The organism is Cellulomonas soli, assembly GCF_052036975.1.
Classification (GTDB): Bacteria; Actinomycetota; Actinomycetes; order Actinomycetales; family Cellulomonadaceae; genus Cellulomonas; species Cellulomonas soli_A.
In genome coordinates this window covers 184,142-203,810 of the sequence record NZ_JBQIAR010000002.1, presented here as the reverse complement: position 1 = coordinate 203,810, position 19,669 = coordinate 184,142, and the positions used below count along the sequence as shown (strand labels likewise).

Sequence of the window (19,669 nt, the reverse complement as noted above, 5' to 3'; positions counted from 1 at the left end):
CGACGCCCACGTCGGGCATCGTGGCGTTCTCGAGGACGCCCCGCAGTGGTCAGCTCTCGAGGACGACAAGTCCCCACGGGCCGAGGGTGAGCACGTCGCCGGTGGCGACCTGGGTGTCGTCCAGCAGTGACCGACCGGCGACGGGGCTGGCGACCTCGACGGGGGCTGCCGAGTAGTTGAGCAGGTACGTCACGGCGCGGCCCTGGGCGTTGGTGCCGCGACGAACGCTGACGGCACCGGCCAGGTCCTGCGGCCAGTCCCACAGGCCTGCGTCGCGCAGCGCCAGCTCGAGCACGGCGGACAGCAGCTCCGGGCTGGTCATGGTGCCCAGGTGCCAGGCACTGCCCTGGCCCGCGCGGTGGCGCGTGATGGCGGCGTCGCCGCGGTACGCGTCGTGGTCGTAGGAGGCGAGCACCTCGGCACCGGTCGGCTGCAGCAGCTCCATGAACTTCTGCGCCTGCGGTGCGGCGGACCCCTCGGGCACCCCGCCGGCGTAGGTGCCCGCGAGGTCGCCGTGCAGGGTGAGCCCGACGCCGTCGGGCAGCGTGAACTGGTTGTACGTCAGGCCGAGGGTGTCGGTCAGGGAGTGCGGCTGGGCGTCGTGCCAGACCTTCACGTGCTCGTCGGCCACGGCCGAACGGAACGTGGTGACCAGGTGCCCGCCGCCGGCCACGAAGTCGCGCAGGCGGTGCAGCGTCGACTCGGGGGCGCTGTACAGGGCGGGGGCCAGGACCATCGCGTAGCGGCCCAGGTCCTGCTCGTCGGGCGAGACGAAGTCGACCTCGACGTTCAGGTCGAACAGGGCGTCGTAGACCCAGCGGAGCACGTCGTTGTAGCCGATCGAGGTGCCGAAGACCCCGTTGATGAAGCCGGTCTCGATGGTGAACCACTGCAGCGCGGTCAGGGACTCGTTGCTGACCATGACGGCCACGCGGTTCTGCTTGCGCAGGTGCACGAGCGAGTCGCCGATGCGGGCGATCTCGGCGCCGAAGACGCCGGCCTCCTCGTAGGTGGGGTTCGAGGCGAGGTCGTGGCTGAGCAGCCCCTTCCAGTACGTCTCGAAGGAGTTGTGGATGGAGTGCCAGTGCCAGTACATGACGGCGTCGGCGCCGCTGGCCAGGTGGCTGAACGCCTGCAGCCGCAGCTGGCCCGGGTAGGGCAGCCAGCCGGGCTGGCCCTGCGCCTGGGTCTCGAGCACCAGGTAGTTCGCGCCGCCCTTGATGGACCGGGTCATGTCGCCGCCGAACGCGATCTCCTTGCCGGTCAGGCGCGACTGCGTCGGGTGGTAGATGTCCACCCCGGCGATGTCGACGGTCTTGGCGGCCTTGAAGTGGTCGACCGAGGGCTGCAGGCCGTACGACCAGCCGGGTCCCCAGTCGAAGTCGAAGTTCTGCGTGACGAACTGGTCCTCGCGCGCGTACTCCTTGACGATCCCGGACTGCCAGCCCAGGTAGTCCTCGACGAGCCGGCGGCGGAACTTGTCGAACTCGGCTGCCAGCGAGCCGTTGATGGTGCCGCGCACGTCGGGGAAGTCCTCCCAGGCGTCGATCCGGTTGGACCAGTACGCCAGGCCGAACGCGTCGTTGAGCGCGCCCAGGTCGTCGTCGAACTGCGCGCGCAGGTACTTCACGAACGCCCGCTGCACGTTGGTGCCGGCCGCGCCGTAGTACTTGGTCTCGTTGTCGATCTGGAAGCCGATGACGCCCGGGCGGTGCGCGGTGTGCTCCAGGAGGCGGCGGATGACCCGCTCGGCGTGGAACAGGAACGTGGGGTTGGTGACGTCCATGATCTGCCGCGCGCCGTAGCGACCCTCGCCGGCGTTGGTGACGGCCAGCACCTCGGGGTGCGACTGCACGAGCCAGGTGGGCACGGCGTACGTGGGGGTGCCGACGATCACGTGGATGCCAGCAGCCTCCATGGCGTCCAGAGCCCGGTCGACGTGCGTGAAGTCGAAGACCCCGGGCTGGGGCTCGAGCGTGCTCCACGTCGACTCGGCGATGCGGACGACGGTGATGCTCGCCGCGTGCATCATCGCGACGTCCTGGTCGATGCGGTCGGTCGGCATGTACTCGTCGTAGTACGCCGCGCCGAACAGCAGCTTGTCGATGGCCTCGGTCATCCTGCACGTCACCTTTGATCGCGGGGGCCGGGCGCGGTGCTCCGGCGGTGGTCTCCGTCTGCCGCGAGGGCGCGGGAGTCGCCCCACTCTACCTACTAGGTACACGGTAAGGCGAGATCCGATCACACTCGATCACTGGGAATATAGTTCCGACGCATCTAGTTGAGCCGGGCATGGACTTCTTCGACGCCCTCGTGCGGTCCGAGGTGAACCTCTGGAACCACCTCGACGACCGCATCCGCACCCTCGGCCTGTCCCTGGGCACGCTGGAAGGGCTCCGGGTCGTGCACCGGCACGCAGGGACGTGCCGGGTGCAGGAGATCCGCACCGACCTCGGCATCACGGTCGGCGCCGCCAGCAAGGTCGTCGACCGGCTCGAACGCGACGGGCTCGCCGTGCGCAGCGCGCACCCGCACGACCGACGCTCGTCGCTGGTGACCCTCACCCCCGCCGGCCAGGACGCCCACGACCGCGGCGTCGCAGCCCTGCAGGCCGCGCTCGACGCGGTGCTCGCCGACGAGCCGGACCTGGCCGTCGTCACCGCCGCGCTGCAACGACTGCGCACCCGCCTGCAGCCCACCGCGGAACCGACGCCGTGACGGGCGCAGCAACCGACGCGGTGACCGACAGCACCATGCGGGCCGTGGTCCTCGACGGTCCCGGCGGGCCCGACGCCCTCCAGCTGCGCACCGTGCCCCTCCCCCGACCCGCACCCGGGCAGGTCCTGGTGCGCGTGCACGCGTTCGGGCTCAACCGCTCCGAGCTGCACTTCCGCCGCGGGCAGGCCACGTCCGGGTCGTTCCCGCGCATCCCCGGCATCGAGGCGGCGGGCGTCGTCGAGCACGCACCCGGAGGCGAGCTCGCACCCGGCACGCAGGTCATGGCGATGATGGGCGGGATGGGTCGCACGATCGACGGCGGCTACGCCGAGCACGTCGTGGTGCCCGTCACGCAGCTCGTGCCGTTCACCAGCGACCTGCCCTGGCACGTGCTCGGCGCGGTGCCGGAGATGCTGCAGACCGCCCACGGCTCGCTGAGCGTCGGCCTGCGGACCGAGCCAGGGCAGAGCCTGCTGGTACGCGGCGGCACCTCGTCGGTGGGCCTGGCCCTGGCCGTCCTCGGCCGGTTGCAGGGGCTGACCGTGCTGTCCACCACCCGCTCCCCCGCACGCCGGGCCCTGCTCGAGGCCCACGGAGTCGACCACGCGCTCGTCGACGACGGCGAGCTGGCCACGCAGGTGCGGCGCATCGTGCCGGGAGGCGTCGACGGCGCCGTCGAGCTGGTCGGCGTCGACACGCTGCGCGACACCCTGCGCTCCGTGCGCCCGGGCGGCACCGTCTGCTTCACCGGGATGCTCTCCGACCGGTGGACGATTCCCGAGTTCTACCCCATGGACTGGCTGCCGAACGGGGTCCGCCTGACCGCGTACTCCGGCGAGGCGTCCGACCTGCCCGCCCCCGTGCTGCAGGGCTTCCTCGACGCCGTGGCCGACGCCCGCGCCCGCGTGCCCGTCGGGCGCGTGTACCGGCTCGACGACATCGTGCAGGCGCACCGCGACATGGAGGCCGGGACGGTCGGCGGCAAGGGAGTGGTCGTCCTGTGAGCCGGCCGTCGATCCCCGCCGGGCCGCGCGCGTGGGTGGCGTGCTGCATCGTCGTCCAGGGGCACGCCGCGACACCCGCCGCGACACCCGTCCGCGACCAGGAGGTTGCCCGATGATCGAGTACCGATCGGTGGTCAAGACCTACCCCGGCGGCACCCACGCCGTGCAGGAGCTCAGCCTCACCGTCCCCGCGCACCGCACGCTGGCGCTCGTCGGATCGTCCGGCTCGGGCAAGACGACGCTGCTGCGGATGGTCAACCGCATGGTCGAACCCACCTCGGGCACGGTGCTCGTCGACGGGCAGGACGTGCGTGACGTCGACCGCGTCGCGCTGCGCCGCTCGATCGGGTACGTGATGCAGGCCGGAGGGCTGCTGCCGCACCGCACGGTGCTCGACAACGTCGCGACAGTGCCGGTGCTGACCGGCACACCCCGCCGTCGCGCCCGCGTCGACGCCCGGGAGCTGCTCGAACGGGTCGGGCTCGACCCGACGCTGGCCCGCCGGTACCCCGGCCAGCTGTCGGGCGGCCAGCAGCAGCGCGTCGGCGTGGCGCGGGCACTGGCGGCCGACCCCGACATCCTGCTGATGGACGAGCCGTTCGGTGCCGTCGACCCGATCGTGCGCCGCGAGCTGCAGGACGAGCTGCGCCGCCTGCAGGGCGAGCTGGGCAAGACGATCGTGCTGGTCACGCACGACGTCGACGAGGCGTTCCGGCTCGCCGACCAGGTCGTCATCCTGCGCACCGGCGCCCGCGTCGCCCAGATCGGGACCCCGGCCGAGATCCTGGCCCACCCCGCCGACGAGTTCGTGCGGACGTTCGTCGGTGCCGACCGCGCCGAGCGGAACCTGTCGGCGCTCGACGTGCGAGGCCGGCAGGTGCTGGTCGACGAGCACGGACGGCCCGCAGGGGTGCTCACCGCATGACGTGGCTGACCCAGGCGTGGCCGCAGGTCCTCGAGCTGGCGGGCACCCACCTGCTGCTGTCCGTGCAGGCGATCGTCCTGAGCATGGTCATCGCCGTGCCTGCCGGGTACGCCGCGACACGGTTCCCCCGGTTCGGCGGGGCCCTGACCAGCGCGGCGACCCTGCTGTACGCCGTCCCCGCGCTCCCGCTGCTGATCATGGTCCCGGCGGTGCTCGGGGTCCCGCTGCGCTCGACCACCACCGTGGTGGCCGCGCTGACGGTGTACGGCGTCGCGCTCATGGTGCGCACCGCCACCGACGCGTTCACGGCCGTCGACCCGGGCGTGCGGCAGGCGGCACAGGCCGTCGGGCACTCGCGCTGGTCCCTGGCCTGGCGGGTCGACCTGCCGCTGGCCGTCCCCCTGCTGGTCGCCGGCGCCCGCGTGCTGTGCGTCAGCACGGTCGGCCTGGTCACCATCGGTGCGCTCATCGGCATCCCGAACCTGGGCACCCTGTTCACCGACGGGTTCCAGCGGGGCATCGTCGCCGAGGTGGCCACCGGCGTGCTGGCCACCGTGGTGCTCGGCCTGGCGCTCGACGGGCTGTGCGCGCTCGCAGGCCGTGCCCTGACCCCGTGGGCCCGTCCGGAACCCGCAGCGCGCCGCACGTCGTCCGCGCCGGGCGCCTCCCTCGGCCCGGCGGACGGGGTGCCCGCATGACCGTGCTCGACGCCGCGCTCACCTGGCTCGCCGACCCCGCGCACTGGAGCGGGCCAGGGTCCGTCCCGGTCCGCACCGCGCAGCACCTGGGCATCACCGCCCTCGCCGTGCTCCTCGCCGCGCTCGTCGCCCTGCCCGTCGGTGTCGCCGTCGGGCACACGCGGCGCGGTCGGCTGGTCGTGGTCGGGCTCGCCGGGGCAGCCCGCGCGGTACCGACGCTCGGCCTGCTCACCCTGCTCGGGCTGGCCCTCGGCATCGGACCGGGCGCCCCGCTGGTCGCGCTCGTCGTGCTCGCGGTGCCGTCCCTGGTCGCCGGGGCGTACGCCGGGGTGGCCGGGGTCGACCAGGCGACCGTCGACGCCGCCCGCGCCTGCGGCATGGGCGAGCTGCAGATCGTGCGGCAGGTCGAGCTGCCGCTCGCCGGGCCCGTCGTCGTCGGGGCGCTGCGGGCCGCGACCCTGCAGGTCGTGGCCACCGCGACCCTGGCCGCGTACGTCGCCGACCTCGGCCTCGGCCGGTACCTGTTCGCCGGCCTCAAGACCCGCGACTACGGCCAGATGCTCGCCGGGGCGCTGCTCGTCACCGCGCTGGCCCTGCTGCTCGAGGTCGCACTGTCCGCCGTCCACCGGGCCAGCGCCCGGCACGCGGACCCCACCCGTCCCCGCCGGACCCTCCGGCGGGCGCCCCTCCCGGAAGGACACCCGTGAGCACCACCACCCGCCTGGCCGCCCTGGCCGTCGCCTGCCTCGCCCTGACGGCCTGCTCGAGCAACGACCCGCTGGCCACCCCCGCCGAGGCAGGCACCGCCGACCCCGGCGGAAGCATCGTCATCGGGTCGCAGGACTACTACTCCAACGAGATCATCGCCGAGGTCTACGCCCAGGCCCTGGAGGGCGCCGGGTACACGGTCGACCGCCAGTTCCGCATCGGGCAGCGCGAGGCCTACCTGCCCGAGATCGAGTCGGGGAGCATCGACCTGTTCCCCGAGTACACCGGCCCGCTGCTGCAGTACTGGGTCCCGGACACCCCCGCCCGCCTGGCCGACGACGTGTACGCCGCCCTGGCCGAGGCCACCCCGGACGGCCTGCGCGTGCTCGACCAGTCGCCGGCCACCGACCAGGACTCCTACATGGTGACCCGCGCGTTCGCCGAGCAGTGGGGTCTGAGCACCGTCGAGGACCTGGCCAAGGTCACCACGCCGCTCACGCTCGGCGGCAACTCCGAGGGCGAGACCCGCCCGAACGGACCCGCCGGCCTGAAGGACACCTACGGCATCGACGTGGGCTTCACGCCCATCGAGGACGGCGGCGGCCCGCTCACCGTCAAGGCGCTGCAGGACGGTGACATCCAGCTGGCGATCATCTACACCGCCGACCCCTCCGTGCAGAAGAACGACCTGGTCGCCCTGCAGGACACCCGCGGCCTGTTCCTCGCCTCGCACGTCGTGCCGCTGGCCAGCGACGACGTGGACGCCGGCGCGGAGGAGATCATCGACCAGGTCAGCGCCGCGATGACCGCCGACGAGCTCGTCGGCCTCAACGCCCGCAGCGTCGAGGAGGAGCTGCCCGCGGCCACCATCGCCACCGACTGGCTCGCCGAGCACGACCTGACCTGACCTGACGACGGTCTGACGACCGGTCGGGCACCGCTGCGGCGGTGCCCGACCTCGGTCACGAGGCCCGCAGGTCACCCCCGGGCACCGGCCGCCCGAACAGGTACCCCTGCCCGTCGGTGCAGCCGATCCGGCGCAGCTCGGCCCACTGCTCCTCGGTCTCGATACCCTCCGCCACCGTGCGCAGGCCCAGGGCCGAGGCCACCCCGACGAACGCCGTCACCAGGGCTGCGGGCACCGCACCCGGCAGGTCCTTCACGAACGAGCGGTCGAGCTTGACCACGTCGACCGGCAGCTCACGCAGCCGCGCCAGCGACGAGTGCCCGGTGCCGAAGTCGTCGACCGCGACCAGCACGCCGCGATCGCGCAGCCGGTGCAGCACCCGCGTGCCGACGTCGTCCAGATCGGCCACCGCCGACTCGGTCAGCTCGAGCGTCACCCGGTCCAGGCCGATGCCGTGCCAGGCGCTCGACGCATCCAGCGCCCCCTCGAGGCGCCGACCCCGCAGCTGCCACGGGGAGACGTTCACGGCCACCCGCTGCACGGTCAGAGCCGCCGCGTCCCAGGCGGCGACCTGGCCGAAGGCGTGGTCGATCACGACAGCCCCCACGTCGTCGATGAGCCGGGCAGCCTCCGCGGCGGCGACCAGGTCGGACGGCACGACCACGCCGAGCTCCTCGTCCGTCCACCGCACGAGCGTCTCGACCGAGTGCAGCCTCCGGTCCTCGACGCCGACCACGGGCTGGAAGTGCGTGCACAGGCCGCCCGTGGCGAGCGCGTGCCGGAGCCGGGCCACCAACCGGAACCGGTTGCGCCGGCCGTCCTCCCGCTCGTCGTACGAGGCGACCTCACGGCCGGAGACCCGTGCGAACCGGGTGGCCACGTCGGCGTGCGCGAGCAGCTGATCGGCGTCGACGGCATCCTGCGGCCAGCGACTGATGCCGACGCTCGCCGGGACCACCAGCGACTCCCCGTCACCTCCCGGCAGCACGATCGGCGCCGCGAGCGCCCGCGCGAGGCGCCGGCCCAGCAGGTCGGGCTGATCGGCGACGTCGGGCCCGAGCAGCACCGCGAGCTCGTCGCCCCCGTGCCGGGCGACGATCGCCCCGGCCGGCACCGCGCGCGCCAGTCGCACCGCCTGCTCGGCGATGACACGGTCGCCGAGCGTGGGACCGAGCGAGTCGTTGAGGTCGACGAAGTCGTCCAGGTCGAGCTGCAGCAGCGCGACCTCGCGCACCCCGGGACGTGCCATCTCCTGCTCGATCGCCTCGACCAGGCCGCGACGGTTGAGCAGCCCGGTCAGACCGTCGGTGCGGTCGTGCCGCCGGGCGGCGTCCTGGGCGGCGCGGGACGTGGTGAGGTCCGTGACCACCGCGACCGCACCGCCGTGCCCGCCGTCACCGCGCAGACGCGGTCGGACGCTGACGGACCATTCCCGACCCGCCAGGTGGATCGTCGCGGACCCCGCCCGTCCGGCCAGGGCCTCCTCGAAAACCGCCACACCCTCCGGCGATCCACCGAGCACCGCGGCCACCGGGCGTCCGACGAGGTCGGCCCGCACGACACCGCGCGTGGTCGGACCGACACCCTCGACCAGGTCGAACGTGCCGTCGGGTTCGACGCCCAGCACGAGCAGGTCCGGAGCCCCGGCGGCCGCCGCCACCTCGGCCGCGAGCGCACCCGGGGTCACCCAGGTGACCCGCTCCCGCAGCACGACCGTCCAGACCGGCTCGCCGTCGACGGTCGCGGACACCACGCTCACGTCGACGGCCACCAGGCTGCCGTCCGCCCGCAGGACCTCGGTCGACTCGCTCTCCCGTCCCGCGACACCCCGGGCGAGGGTCTCGGACAGCGCCCGTGTCCGCAGCGGGGACCCGCCCCCGAGCAGCGTGGGCAGGCTCGACCCGAGGGCCTTCTCGCGGGGTTGGTGGAGCACGCGCTCGGCGGCCGGGTTCCACTCGAGCACGCGCGCCGCGGCGTCGATGACGACCACCGGGTCCGGGGTGGAGGCCAGCAGTGCACGGGCCCCTGCGGCGGCACGCGCCGCCGCCCGCCTTTCGTCCTGCAGCCGCCTCTCGTAGGCGCGGCGGGGGCCGGCGAACACGAGCGTCACGTCGAGCACGGCACCGGCGTCGGCGTCCTCCTCGGCCCGCTGCACCCGGGCGACCGCGGCCGTGGTGGTCCCGTCGACCCCGACGACCTCGACGGCCGTCTCCACCCGGCGGCCCTCCTCAGGCGTGGCGGACGCCCACCGTGACAACCAGTACAGGCGAGCGGCCGGGCTGAGCACGGAGGTGAAGGGCTGCCCGAGGGACAGCGCGGCCGGACGGCCGACCAGGGAGCCGAAGCCGCGATCGGCCTCCAGGATCCGGCCCGACGCGTCGAGCACGACCCGGGCGGACGGCTCGGCCCGCGCACCGCCGTCCGGGCCGCCCGTCCCCGGCCGCACCAGTCCGTCCCCGGGCCCGCTCGGCGCCACGAGCCCGTCGGTCATCTCGGGTGCCCCGACCCGGCGGCCAGGAACCGTCGGAGCACACGCGTGGTCTCCTCGGGCGCAGAGACCTGCGGGCAGTGGCCGGTCGCACCGAGGAGCGCGAGCTCGCTGCCGAGGATCGTGCCGTGCAGCCAGTGCCCGACCTCCTCGGGCACCACGACGTCGTCGCGCGTCTGCACGACCAGGGTCGGCACGCTCACCTGCTCGGCCTCGGCGCGGTAGTCGCCGAGGAACGACACCCGGGCGAACTGCCGGCCGATGCGGGGCGCGAGCCGCGCGAACTGCTCGTGCAGCGCGGCGCCGAGCTCGGGCCGGTCCGGGTTGCCCATGATCACCGGCGTCATGTCGGCCGACCAGGCCAGGTAGTCGGCGTCGATCAGGTCCAGGAGCCCGCGCAGGTCGTCGGCCGAGTAGCCACCGCGGTAGCCGTCCTCGTCCTGGTACCACGGGGAGGCGCCCACGAGCACCAGGCGCGAGAACCGCTCGGGCTCGGCCACGGTCGCCAGCAGTCCCACGGCTGCCCCGACCGAGTGCCCGACGAGCGCCACGTCCCGCAGGTCCAGGCGACGCACGAGCTGCAGGAGGTCGTCCACGTAGCCGTGCACGGTCGAGTAGCGCCGGTCGTCGTAGGCCGCCAGGTCGGAGCGGCCCGAGCCGAGGTGGTCGTAGGAGAGGACCTCGTGGAACGGGTCGAGCCCGATGCGCACCTGGTCCCAGATCGTCTGGTCGCAGCCGAACCCGTGCAGCAGGAGCACCGGTGGAGCACCGACCGTCCCCGTGCGGGTCACGGCATGCCGACGGAGCAGGTCGTCCGGTACGACGATCGGCACCGCGGCAGCCGCCATGGCGTCCCCCTACACCGTCACCTCGCGGACGCCTCGTCGCCCCCTGGAGTGGTTCCGACCATAGCGGGCACCTCGGCGGAGCACAGGACGCCGAGAGGGTGACTCCTGCACCCGGCGGACCGGGCTGCGCGGGGCACGGGCGCCGACCGGCCCGGCACCCGTGCCCTGCGCGACCCGCTACACGTGCCCGACCCGGCGACGCGCGGCGAGCAGGACGCCACCGGCGGTGAGCAGCAGCACGGCAAGCGCTGCGGCCGCACCCACCTCGGCCCCCGTCGACGCGAGCGAGCCACCCGAGGGTGCGGCCACGACGATCTCCACCTGGGCCAGCAGCGTGCCGTCGAGCGTGCGCACCTGGAGGTGGTGCGTCCCGGCAGGCAGGTCGCCCGGGACGGTGACGGTCGCCGTGACGGTGCCGTCGACCACGGCCACGCGTGCCAGGGCCCGGTAGGTGCTGGCGACCCCGACCTCGACCTCCGGCACCGTCAGGCCGCGCACAGTGATCGTGACCTGCTCGCCCGGCCGCGCGGTGGCGCGGCTGAGCTCGATCGTCGGTCCGGCTGCCGTGGCCGTCGGCGTCGGGGTGGCGCCGGTCGTCGGGCCGTCGGTCGGCGTGACCGTCGGAGTGACCGTCGGAGCCGGTCCGCCGGGGGCGGTCAGCCCACTCAGGGCGTCGGCGAGCAGCGCCGCGGCGGAGTCCACCCGCTCCTGCGCGGGAGCGAGCGCCCCGAGCATCACTCCTGCGACGGCGACGGCTTCGTCGAGGTCGGCGAGCGAGTTCGCCGACCACAGGTCCCGGTCGACCGCCGCGGCCCGGGCGACGAGGTCCTCGAGCACAGCGGTGTCGGACGTGGGCCCGGCCGCGCGCACCAGCCGGACGTCGTCGACCGTGCCCCAGGCGCCGCCGGTGAGCACGGCACTCACGCCGACCGTGACGAGGCCGTCGGCACCGACCTCGACGGGCACCTGCGGGCTGTTCCACACCCGCCAACCGGTCAGGGCGAAGGGTGCGGATGTCGTACCGTGCGCGGTCGTGGCCGTCAGCAGGACCTGGTCGCCGGAGCCCGCACCGCCGCCCTGCGCCGTGGCGACCAGCGTGTACGAGCCGGCAGGCACCCCGGTGAGCTGCTGCGTCACGCCGAACGTGTACGCCGAGGCGGCCCAGAAGCTCAGCGCGCGGGCACCGGACGCGGCGTCACCGGTCCCGGTGATCGAGGCACCCGTCCCGGTCAGGTTCCACATGCTCACGTCGGTGTCCTCGAACCCCGGGTTGCGGACCGGGTTCTCGGCGGTGACCACGACGGTCGCGGTCAGGTGCGTGCCGGAGGCGGTGGTGCCGGGCACCGGGTACGTGCCAGGGCCCTCGATCCAGCTCACGGCGTCGCTCCAGGTGACGGCCTCCTGCTCGACCGTGGCGTCGTTGTAGGTGACCGCGACGGTGGCCGGCAGCGTCACGGGTGCGCCATCGGCGACGGTGACCTGCACGTCCTCGACGGAGACGACGGCGCGCGGTGCGGTGGCCCCGGTGCGCACGTACGAGAACACGTTGAGGGACTCCAGCGGGGTGCCGTCGGCGGCGAACATCGCCTGGTTGTCCCAGGCGGACCCGCCGTACCACTCGCCTGCGTCGTCGGGGTCGTACTCCCCGGCGTAGCTGGACGCCCAGCCGGAGCCGAACTGCTCCCACAGGGCCTTGTTGGCGGCGAGCTGCGAGGCCGGGCCGACGGGGATCCACGCGGGCTCCCAGTAGAAGACGCCGAGGCCCGCGTCGCCGACGGCCGCGACGGCTGCGACGACGTCGCGCACGGCGGTGGCCTGGCCCTGCACGGACACCGGGTACTGGTTCGTGACGTTCGAGGAGTTGATGACGTCGGGGTGCCCGTCGCCGTCGTCGAGCGTGTAGGCCCAGGACGTCTCGGCGACCAGGACCTTCTTGCCGTAGGTCGTCGAGACGGTCGTCAGCACGCTGGTGAGGTTGCTGAGCGTGCCGTGCCAGTACGGGTAGTACGAGCTGGCGAACACGTCGTAGTCGACACCGTAGGCGGCCAGGTTCGCCGCGTACCCGACGTAGCGGCCGGCCGTCTCGGGGTTGGTGAAGTGCACCGCCACGAGCGCGTCGGGCAGCACGTCGCGCACGGCGGCGCTGCCGGCGCTGAAGATCTGCGCCATGCCGGGCCAGCCGGTGACCCCGGCCACGGCGTTGTTGGTCTCGTTGCCGATCTGCACCATGCCGACGTCGACGCCCGCGTCCTGCATCTGCTGCAGGGCGGCGGCGGTGAAGTCCTGCACGGCGGCGGCCTTGTCGGCGACCGCGAGCGCAGCCCACGCCTTGGGTGCCTTCTGCTTGGCGGGGTCGGCCCAGAAGTCGGAGTAGTGGAAGTCGACGAGCACGCGCAGGCCGGCGTCGGTGGCGCGCCGACCGATCTCGACGGCGCGGTCGACGTCGACGCTGCCTCCGCCGTACCCGTGACCGGCGGCGTCGAACGGGTCGTTCCAGACGCGCACGCGCACGTAGTTGACGCCGGAGTCGGCGAGCACGTCGAACAGGTCGGCGGGGGCGCCGGTGCTGTCGCGGAACACGACGCCGCTGGCTTCCTCGGCGAGCACGGAGGACACGTCGACGCCGGTGATGAAGTCCTCAGCCAGGCCCTCGACCTTCGCCACGACGATGCCGGCCTGGACCGGCCCGTCGTCGACGGCTCGGGCGGCGGGGGTGGTGGCGGGGGCTGCGGCGAGCAGCGCGGCGGCGGTGGCGACGGCTGCCAGGCGCAGCGGCGTGCGGTGCGGGTGTGCGTGCGTGCGCAACGGTCTTTCCCTTCGATCGTCATCGTTCGAACAGGGCCCGGGCGCGACACCTGCCGGGCGTGGGGACTGTACACGGTCACAGGCCGTCTACACCCGTTTTGCGGCGGTATTCACGGAGTGCGTCGCACTCCGTGCCTCTCCATACTGTGATCGGTCCCAGACTGAGTCGATAGCACAGCCCTGACCTCGGCCCCTCCGAGGGCGGCGCCGCCCAGGCTGCGCCACGATGACCTCGGGCGACGGTCCAGGTCCGACGGCCCACCGGCGACGCGAAGGCGGCACAGGATGAGCGCGCAACGATCGACCCCGACCGAGGTCGCCACCGCAGCAGCCGGTGCCGTGCTGATCACCCTGGCGTCAGCCCAGTTCCTCATGACGCTCGACAGCTCGGTCATGAACGTCTCCATGGCCACCGTCGCCAACGACGTGGGCACGACCATCACCGGGATCCAGACCGCCATCACGCTCTACACGCTCGTCATGGCCACCCTGATGATCACCGGCGGGAAGATCGGCACCCTCATCGGCCGGCGCCGGGCGTTCTCGATCGGCTGCGTCGTGTACGGGCTCGGCTCGTTCGTCACCGGGCTGGCGCCGAACCTGACCGTCCTGATCATCGGCTGGTCGTTCCTCGAGGGGATCGGTGCGGCGCTCATCATGCCCGCGATCGTCGCGCTGGTGGCGGGCAACTTCGAGGCGTCGGCACGTCCGCGCGCCTACGGGCTGGTCGCCGCCGCCGGCGCCATCGCCGTGGCCGTCGGACCGCTGGTGGGCGGCGCCGCCACCACGTACCTGTCGTGGCGGGTCGTCTTCTTCTCCGAGGTGCTGGTCGTCCTGGTCATCCTGGTGCTCTCGCGCCGGATCAAGGACATCCCCACGCGCAGCACAGGCCGGATCGACCTGGTCGGCACCGCGCTGTCCGTCGTCGGTCTCGGGACGGCCGTGTACGGGATCCTGCGTTCGAGCGAGTGGGGGTGGATCGCCCCGAAGCCCGGCGCGACCGCGATCCTGGGCCTGTCGATGACGTTCTGGTTCGTCGTCGTCGGGGCGTTCGTCGTGTGGCTGTTCGTGCTGTGGGAGACCCGGCTCGAGCACAACGGCGGGGACCCGCTGGTGCGGCCGACCATGCTCGCGAACCCTCAGCTCGTCGGCGGGCTGTTGATGTTCTTCTTCCAGTTCCTGCTGCAGGCCGGCACGTTCTTCATCGTGCCGCTGTTCCTCAGCGTGGTCCTCGAGCTGCCCGCCGTCGAGACGGGCCTGAAGATCATGCCGCTGTCCGTGGCCCTGCTGCTGGCCGCTGCCGGCATCCCGCGTCGGTGGCCGCACGCCTCCCCGCGACGCGTGGCGCGCATCGGCATCATCCTCATGCTGCTGGGGATCGTGGTGCTCATGAGCGGCATCCGGCTCGACTCCTCCGCCGCGGTCGTGGCCGTCCCCATGGTGCTCATCGGCCTGGGCATCGGCGCGCTGTCCTCGCAGCTGGGCGCCGTGACCGTCTCGGCTGTGCCCACCGAGGAGAGCGGAGAGGTCGGCGGGCTGCAGAACACGGCGACCAACCTCGGCGCCTCCCTCGGCACGGCGATGGCCGGGTCGGTGCTCATCACCGTGCTGACCGCGACGCTGATCGCCGGCATCCAGGACAACCCCGACGTGCCCGAGCAGGTCAGCTCCCAGGCCACCGTGCAGCTCGCCTCCGGGGTGCCGTTCCTGTCCGACACGGACCTCGAGACCGCACTGGCCGACGCGGGGGTCCCTGACACGACGACCCAGGCGGTCGTCGAGGAGAATCAGCTGGCACGGATCGACGGGCTCGACGCAGCACTGGCAACCCTCGCGATCCTGGCCGTCGTGTCGTTGTTCTTCACCGGCCGGATCCCCCGGGTTCCCCCCGGTGCGACGGGACCCGACGCGACGTCACCCACGTCGGCACCCGCCTGACGCGCCACCTGGAGAACCCGGACCTGCCATGCCCACACCGCACATCGCCGCCCAGCCGGGCGACTTCGCCCCCGACGTCCTCATGCCCGGCGACCCCCTGCGCGCCCGTCGCATCGCCAAGGTGCTCACCGACGCGCGCCTGGTCACCGAGGTCCGCGGCATCGCCGGGTTCACCGGGACGTTCCAGGGTCGGCCGGTGTCGGTGCTCGCCTCGGGCATGGGCGTGCCGTCCATCAGCATCTACGCGACCGAGCTGTTCCGGTTCTACGGAGTGCGCCGGATCGTGCGCGTGGGCACCTGCGGCGGGATCGCACCGCACCTGTCCCTCGGCGATGTCGTGGTCGCGACGGCCGCACACACCGACTCCGCCCTGACTGCGACCAGGCTCCCCGGGGTGCACTACTCGCACGCCCCCTCGTTCGCGCTGGCGGCCGCCGCCGTGTCCGCTGCACGTGCCGAGGAAGGCACCACGGTGCACGCCGGCCCCGTGCTCACCTCGGACGCGTTCTACTCCGAGGGCGACCTGCTCGGCCGCCTGGCGGCGCACGGCACGCTCGCCGTGGAGATGGAGGCCGCCGGCCTGTACGCCACCGCGGACGCCGAGCACGGTGAGGCCCTGGCCGTGATGACGGTCAGCGACCTGGTGGGCCAGGACGTCGAGATGTCCGCCGACGAGCGCGAGAGCACGTTCGAGCGGGCGCTGCGCATCGCCCTGGCCGCACTCGCCCACGACTGACGCCCGCGGGCGGACCGGGTGGGGTCAGTCGTCCTCGCCCGGTCCACCGACGGTCTGCGTGAACGACCAGTGCGTCTGGATGATCTCCCACGAGGTCGCCGTCCGGCGGTACACCTCGGTGCAGTTCCACCGCAGCGGGGTGTCCGTGGAGTCCCACGACACGAAGTTGAAGGTGAGCACCGCGAGCTCGCCGTGCTCCTGGACCCGCGGCTCGACGAACGCGAAGCGTGCTGCGTGCACCTGCCCGCGTAGCTGCGAGTACAGCCCGGTCAGCGCCTCCAGGCCGTCCAGGCGTGCCGGCAGCGTCGGGTCGAAGTACACGACGTCCGGTGCGCTGATCTCCAGGAACCCGTCCGGGTCCCCCTCGAGCCAGCGGTGCATCGCCGAACGCTCCAGCTCGAGAACCGGGTGGGCAAGTGTGCTGGTCGTCACGTCGATCGCCATGCGCCGCACCCTAGGACGCGGGTCCGACATCCCGCCGCGGCGGCCGCTTCCGCGGTCGGCCCGCACGCTCCTCGCCGGCGCGCGCCCCGCCCCGACGAGGTGCACAGTGGAGGTGACGCCCGGTGCGGCGCCACCGCACCGCGCGCTCCTCGACGAGGACGCGGAGGTGAGGACGATGTCGGACACGCTCGGCTCGGCCACCTGGAGGCGCCTGCTGCGGTTGTGCGTCGACGCGTTCCTGCTCACCGGCCTGCTCTTCGTGCTCACGCAGGGCGTCCTTGCGGCGCTGGCTGCCGCCGTCGGGTTCGACGAGGGCGACCCACCGGTGTGGCTCGGCCTGCTCAGCCCCTTGCTGGCGGTCGCTGCGGTCGTCGGCGGAGCCGTGAGCGCGTGGCTGCTGCACGGCCGGACGCTGTCCTGGCCGGTGTGGCTCGGGATGGCGCTCGGGGCCGTGCTCGGTGCCCCGCTCGTGAGCGCCGCGTTCATGGCGGTCGCCGGGCTGTCCCAGCTCGTGCCGTGGCGCTCGCGCGAGTCCGAGGGCCCGTGGTTCCTGGTCGCGCTGGTGACGCTGGCCGTCGTGGCGTTCCTCGCGGTGCCGGTCGTCGATGCGGTCCGTGACCTCACCGGCGCGCGCGAGACCGTGGTGGCGGACCGGGTGCGGCTCGTCGCGCTCCTGCTCACCGTCCTCGTCGTCGCGATCACCACGGCCATCGGTGTGTCACGCAGCGACGAGACGGGCGAGGTCGGTCTGTTCCTGGTGCTCGTGGCCGTGCCTGCCGCCACGTCCGTGGTCGGTGCCGACCTGGTGCTCCGTTCGCGCGCGCGACGTACGAGCACCACGCGCGCACCGGTGCCACCGGACGCCGCCCGCCCCGCCTGACGAGGCCGGGCGGGCCGGGCAGTCACGGCGCCAGCAGACCCCCGCCCACCCACGCGCGGATCGCCGCGACATCGGCTCGGCTCAGCTCCATGCGGGCGCCGCGGCACAGGCCCACGACGTTGTCGGCCCACGCCTCGGCCAGCGCCTTGGCGGTGCGGGCCGTGGTGAGCTCCACGCCGGAGTACGAGATCCCGGAGATCACGAAGTTCACCGTGGCGCGGCCCACCTGGGCGCCGGCCTTCTGGCACGCCTCGCGCACCCGGCGGGTCGTGGCGATCCGCTCGAACGGGTGCGTGGCGATGTCGTGCGCGAGGGTCTTCAGCAGCACGCGGTACCCGTCGGTCGTCAACCCCGGGGTGTCGGTGACGGCCACCACCTGGCGGCGCAGCGCGTCGGCGTCCACATCGGTCACCGCGCCGGGCAGGTCGGCCTCGTCGAACCGCTTGGGGTCCCACACGTAGCCCGGCGACGGCTTGGTGGCCAGGCCCAGCTCGGGCACAGAACGCCCGAGCCACCCGGTGAACCCGCCCGGTCCGCCCCAGCCGGACCCCGGCAGCGTGGGGTCGGCGGCCTGGGCGACCTGCGCGACGCTGCCCAGCGGCAGCGGACGGTCCGCGGCACGCACCCGCTGCAGCACCGCGCGCCGTGCGGCGAGCGCCCCCGCGGTCGGCGCGGTCACCACGGCGGGTGCGACCACCGGCTCGACCGCGGCGGGGGGCTCGGCGGTGGGCGCCGGGGCGGACTTCCCGGTGCGCGGACGCGGCACGGACGTGGCGGCCGGGTCGGCCGGGACGGCCGCGGTCGGGGGGCTCAGCGGGACGACGTCCGACTCGGGGACCGCATCCGTGGCGGTGACCAGCTCGGCGAGTGCGTCGGCGCCGACGACCGTGTCGGCGACGGCGCGGTAGGCGGCCGCGGCCGGGCTGGCCGTGATGATCGTGACGCGCCGGTCCGCGGCGCGGCAGCGCTGCACGAGCGGCGTGAAGTCGGCGTCGGCGGACACGATGACGAACTCCTCGTACCGCGTGGTCGCCACGAGCGCATCGACGGCGTCGAGCACGAGGTTGATGTCGGCGGAGGACTTGCCCTGCTGGGTGAGCGAGGGGCAGTCGACCACCCGGAACCCGGCGCGCGTGAAGTTCGGCCGGTACTGCGAGAACGCCGACGGGTTCAGGTAGCAGGCCCGCACCAGGAACCGGCGCGTGAACTGCCCCTGCGAGTCGGCACCCTGCTCGAGGGCGTCCAACCAGTGCCCGGGGTTCGTCGCGAACGCCTCGGCGGCTGTCGGGTCGAGCCGTCGCAGCCCCAGGTACACGTTGTCGAAGTCGACGAACAGGGCGGCACGCAGCCGGCGGTCGTCGTCGGTGCGGGTGGGCACGTCGGTGAGGGTCACGGGCCCCATCCTGCCGCGCGCGCGGACCGGTGCGCGGTCAGACTGGTGGGGTGATGGCGCAGCGGGTCGTGGTGCACGGTGACGTCCAGGGTGTCGGCTTCCGCTGGTGGTGCAGCCGCGAGGCCTCCCGGCTCGGCCTGCGGGGCTGGGTGCGCAACCGGCAGGACGGGGGCGTGGAGGCGCTCGTCGAGGGCGACGACGACGCAGTCGCGACCATGGTCGACGAGCTGCGGCACGGGCCTCGGCACGCGGTGGTGCGCGAGTTCGAGGTCTCCGAGGCACGGCCGAGCGGGATGCCGCACTTCGTCGTGGAGTCGTGACGCGCCGGTCAGCGTCCGCTCGGCGAGAAGTGCTGGTAGTCGACAGGGGAGTCCCAGTGCCCACCCCACCGCCACCCGGCATCGGCGAAGGCCTGCACGACCGCGTCGCCGTCGTGCAGCACCCCGGGCACCTCGGGGCGTGAGGCGTACGCGGCACCGGCGGCGGGGGCGACGTGCGTACCTCTCACGTACGGGTTCTCGACCGGGTTGAGGTCGATCGCGCGGCCGTAGGCGTGCTCCGACCAGCCGGTGCCCCCGGTGATGGCCCGGCAGTTGAACGCCGAGGTGTTGTCGGCGGCCATCGAGTCGTCGTCGCTGCCACCGAAGTCGTCGACGAGCCGCAGCGACCGGACCGGGTAGCCGGCGTCGAAGAGCGCGGCGAACACGCCCACGACGGCATCGGCGACATCGGCGTGCACGACGAGCTCGCCGGTGGCGGTGCGGCCCTCGAACGTGCGGTGCGTGAGCGTGACGTACCGCAGGTCGGCCAGCGGCACGGGGCACCCCTCCCGCCAGGACGTGGGCGTCATGCGTGCGGCGAGCTCGGGTCCGATCTCCTGGACCGCGGCGACGAACCGCTGCTCGTCGGCGGTGCTGGTGGCATCTGCGGTCGCGGTCGGTGCGGGCGGGTGCTGCTTGGCCACGGCGGCGGGCGGCGCAGCGCTGCTCACGGCGGTCGGCGGCGTCGGCTCGGCGGCCACCGCACCCGGTTCGCACCCCGCGACGACCAGGCATGCGACCGCCGCCCATACCACGACGCCCCACCGTCCGTGCTGCACCGGACCAGTCTCGGGCCCCCGTGCGGCCCGCGCCGGGTGAGAGCCCGCAGGATCACGCGGGAGCCGTCCGGGTGCCCG

17 protein-coding genes are annotated in these 19,669 nt (G+C 73.5%); 10 read left to right on the top strand and 7 right to left on the bottom strand.

Features of this window, described 5'->3' with window-relative positions:
• Positions 1-49: 49 nt before the first annotated feature.
• Positions 50-2,119 (bottom strand): beta-galactosidase, encoded by a 2,070-nt coding sequence (locus ACTHAM_RS03445; protein ID WP_440684368.1) that lies wholly within the window; start codon positions 2,117-2,119, stop codon positions 50-52.
• Between the two features lie 173 nt (positions 2,120-2,292).
• On the opposite strand from ACTHAM_RS03445, the gene ACTHAM_RS03440 reads away from it, so the two are divergent.
• The 6 genes from ACTHAM_RS03440 (at position 2,293) to ACTHAM_RS03415 (ending at position 6,960) form a co-directional block, all read left to right on the top strand.
• Positions 2,293-2,718 carry a MarR family winged helix-turn-helix transcriptional regulator gene (locus ACTHAM_RS03440; RefSeq protein ID WP_440684367.1) on the top strand — a complete coding sequence of 142 codons (426 nt, stop codon included), beginning with the start codon at positions 2,293-2,295 and terminating at the stop codon, positions 2,716-2,718.
• 20 nt (positions 2,719-2,738) lie between these two features.
• The gene (locus ACTHAM_RS03435) at positions 2,739-3,722 is read left to right on the top strand and encodes an alcohol dehydrogenase catalytic domain-containing protein (RefSeq protein ID WP_440684366.1); all 984 of its coding nucleotides are present in this window, start codon (positions 2,739-2,741) and stop codon (positions 3,720-3,722) included.
• 112 nt (positions 3,723-3,834) lie between these two features.
• The gene (locus tag ACTHAM_RS03430; RefSeq protein ID WP_440684365.1) at positions 3,835-4,647 is read left to right on the top strand and encodes an ABC transporter ATP-binding protein; all 813 of its coding nucleotides are present in this window, start codon (positions 3,835-3,837) and stop codon (positions 4,645-4,647) included.
• On the top strand, positions 4,644-5,345 hold the full coding sequence (locus ACTHAM_RS03425) for an ABC transporter permease (RefSeq protein ID WP_440684364.1): 702 nt from the start codon (positions 4,644-4,646) through the stop codon (positions 5,343-5,345). Before ACTHAM_RS03430 ends, ACTHAM_RS03425 begins: the two co-directional genes overlap by 4 nt.
• Positions 5,342-6,052 carry an ABC transporter permease gene (locus ACTHAM_RS03420; RefSeq protein ID WP_440684363.1) on the top strand — a complete coding sequence of 237 codons (711 nt, stop codon included), beginning with the start codon at positions 5,342-5,344 and terminating at the stop codon, positions 6,050-6,052. The genes ACTHAM_RS03425 and ACTHAM_RS03420 overlap by 4 nt, the downstream gene beginning before the upstream one ends.
• The gene (locus ACTHAM_RS03415; protein WP_440684362.1) at positions 6,049-6,960 is read left to right on the top strand and encodes an ABC transporter substrate-binding protein; all 912 of its coding nucleotides are present in this window, start codon (positions 6,049-6,051) and stop codon (positions 6,958-6,960) included. Before ACTHAM_RS03420 ends, ACTHAM_RS03415 begins: the two co-directional genes overlap by 4 nt.
• A gap of 55 nt (positions 6,961-7,015) precedes the next feature.
• Here ACTHAM_RS03415 and ACTHAM_RS03410 read toward each other — a convergent pair whose 3' ends face one another.
• The 3 genes from ACTHAM_RS03410 to ACTHAM_RS03400 all read right to left on the bottom strand — a co-directional run bounded on the left by ACTHAM_RS03410 (position 7,016) and on the right by ACTHAM_RS03400 (position 13,101).
• Entirely contained in the window at positions 7,016-9,451 is a 2,436-nt protein-coding gene (locus ACTHAM_RS03410) for an EAL domain-containing protein (protein ID WP_440684361.1), read from the bottom strand.
• Positions 9,448-10,296, bottom strand: a complete 849-nt coding sequence (locus ACTHAM_RS03405; RefSeq protein WP_440684360.1) for an alpha/beta fold hydrolase — start codon at positions 10,294-10,296, stop codon at positions 9,448-9,450. The genes ACTHAM_RS03410 and ACTHAM_RS03405 overlap by 4 nt, the downstream gene beginning before the upstream one ends.
• 177 nt (positions 10,297-10,473) lie before the next feature.
• Entirely contained in the window at positions 10,474-13,101 is a 2,628-nt protein-coding gene (locus ACTHAM_RS03400; protein ID WP_440684359.1) for a glycosyl hydrolase 53 family protein, read from the bottom strand.
• A 285-nt stretch (positions 13,102-13,386) separates the two neighbouring features.
• Between ACTHAM_RS03400 and ACTHAM_RS03395 the strand changes: the two genes are divergently transcribed.
• Complete coding sequence (locus ACTHAM_RS03395; protein ID WP_440684358.1) at positions 13,387-15,039, top strand: MFS transporter; 1,653 nt, start codon at positions 13,387-13,389, stop codon at positions 15,037-15,039.
• Between the two features lie 28 nt (positions 15,040-15,067).
• Entirely contained in the window at positions 15,068-15,775 is a 708-nt protein-coding gene (gene deoD, locus ACTHAM_RS03390; RefSeq protein ID WP_440684357.1) for a purine-nucleoside phosphorylase, read from the top strand.
• Between the two features lie 24 nt (positions 15,776-15,799).
• Here the strand turns inward: deoD and ACTHAM_RS03385 are convergent, their stop codons facing one another.
• Positions 15,800-16,219, bottom strand: a complete 420-nt coding sequence (locus tag ACTHAM_RS03385; RefSeq protein ID WP_440684356.1) for a YybH family protein — start codon at positions 16,217-16,219, stop codon at positions 15,800-15,802.
• Positions 16,220-16,394: 175 nt separating this feature from the next.
• Here ACTHAM_RS03385 and ACTHAM_RS03380 point away from each other — a divergent pair, with 175 nt between their 5' ends.
• The gene (locus ACTHAM_RS03380) at positions 16,395-17,099 is read left to right on the top strand and encodes a hypothetical protein (RefSeq protein WP_440684355.1); all 705 of its coding nucleotides are present in this window, start codon (positions 16,395-16,397) and stop codon (positions 17,097-17,099) included.
• A 22-nt stretch (positions 17,100-17,121) separates the two neighbouring features.
• Here the strand turns inward: ACTHAM_RS03380 and ACTHAM_RS03375 are convergent, their stop codons facing one another.
• Positions 17,122-18,492 carry an NYN domain-containing protein gene (locus ACTHAM_RS03375; RefSeq protein ID WP_440684354.1) on the bottom strand — a complete coding sequence of 457 codons (1,371 nt, stop codon included), beginning with the start codon at positions 18,490-18,492 and terminating at the stop codon, positions 17,122-17,124.
• A gap of 53 nt (positions 18,493-18,545) precedes the next feature.
• Between ACTHAM_RS03375 and ACTHAM_RS03370 the strand changes: the two genes are divergently transcribed.
• Positions 18,546-18,812 carry an acylphosphatase gene (locus ACTHAM_RS03370; protein WP_440684353.1) on the top strand — a complete coding sequence of 89 codons (267 nt, stop codon included), beginning with the start codon at positions 18,546-18,548 and terminating at the stop codon, positions 18,810-18,812.
• A gap of 8 nt (positions 18,813-18,820) precedes the next feature.
• Here the strand turns inward: ACTHAM_RS03370 and ACTHAM_RS03365 are convergent, their stop codons facing one another.
• The gene (locus ACTHAM_RS03365) at positions 18,821-19,591 is read right to left on the bottom strand and encodes a M15 family metallopeptidase (RefSeq protein ID WP_440684352.1); all 771 of its coding nucleotides are present in this window, start codon (positions 19,589-19,591) and stop codon (positions 18,821-18,823) included.
• Between the last annotated feature and the right edge of the window lie 78 nt (positions 19,592-19,669).